The sequence below is a fragment of the Bacillus sp. SIMBA_074 genome, assembly GCF_046534555.1.
GTDB lineage: Bacteria > Bacillota > Bacilli > Bacillales > Bacillaceae_G > Bacillus_A > Bacillus_A mycoides.
Window position 1 is genome coordinate 1 of record NZ_JAWRYM010001394.1, and the last position, 228, is coordinate 228.

General features: G+C 74.6%; 1 protein-coding gene. It reads left to right on the forward strand.

Annotated features, from left to right (window positions below; genetic code table 11):
• Positions 1–228 (forward strand): hypothetical protein (locus tag SB773_RS35285; protein ID WP_410595270.1); only part of this gene is annotated, 228 nt, incomplete at both ends.

Genomic DNA, 228 nt, shown 5'->3' on the forward strand with positions numbered 1-228 from the left:
GTCCAGGTCTATCCGACCGCCCCGCCCGGCTCGGTCGAGATCGCCCAGATCGAGGCGACCAGCGCGGTCGGTTTCGGTACCCAGGGCCAGACCGACGCGGCGCTCAAGCGCCTCAAGGAGGAGGCCGCCAAGCTCGGCGCCAACGGCGTGGTGGTGATGGGCGTGGGTTCCGGCGGCGCGCCGGCGGCGGTCTCGGTCGGCGCCGGCAGCTGGGGTTCGAGCGTCGGC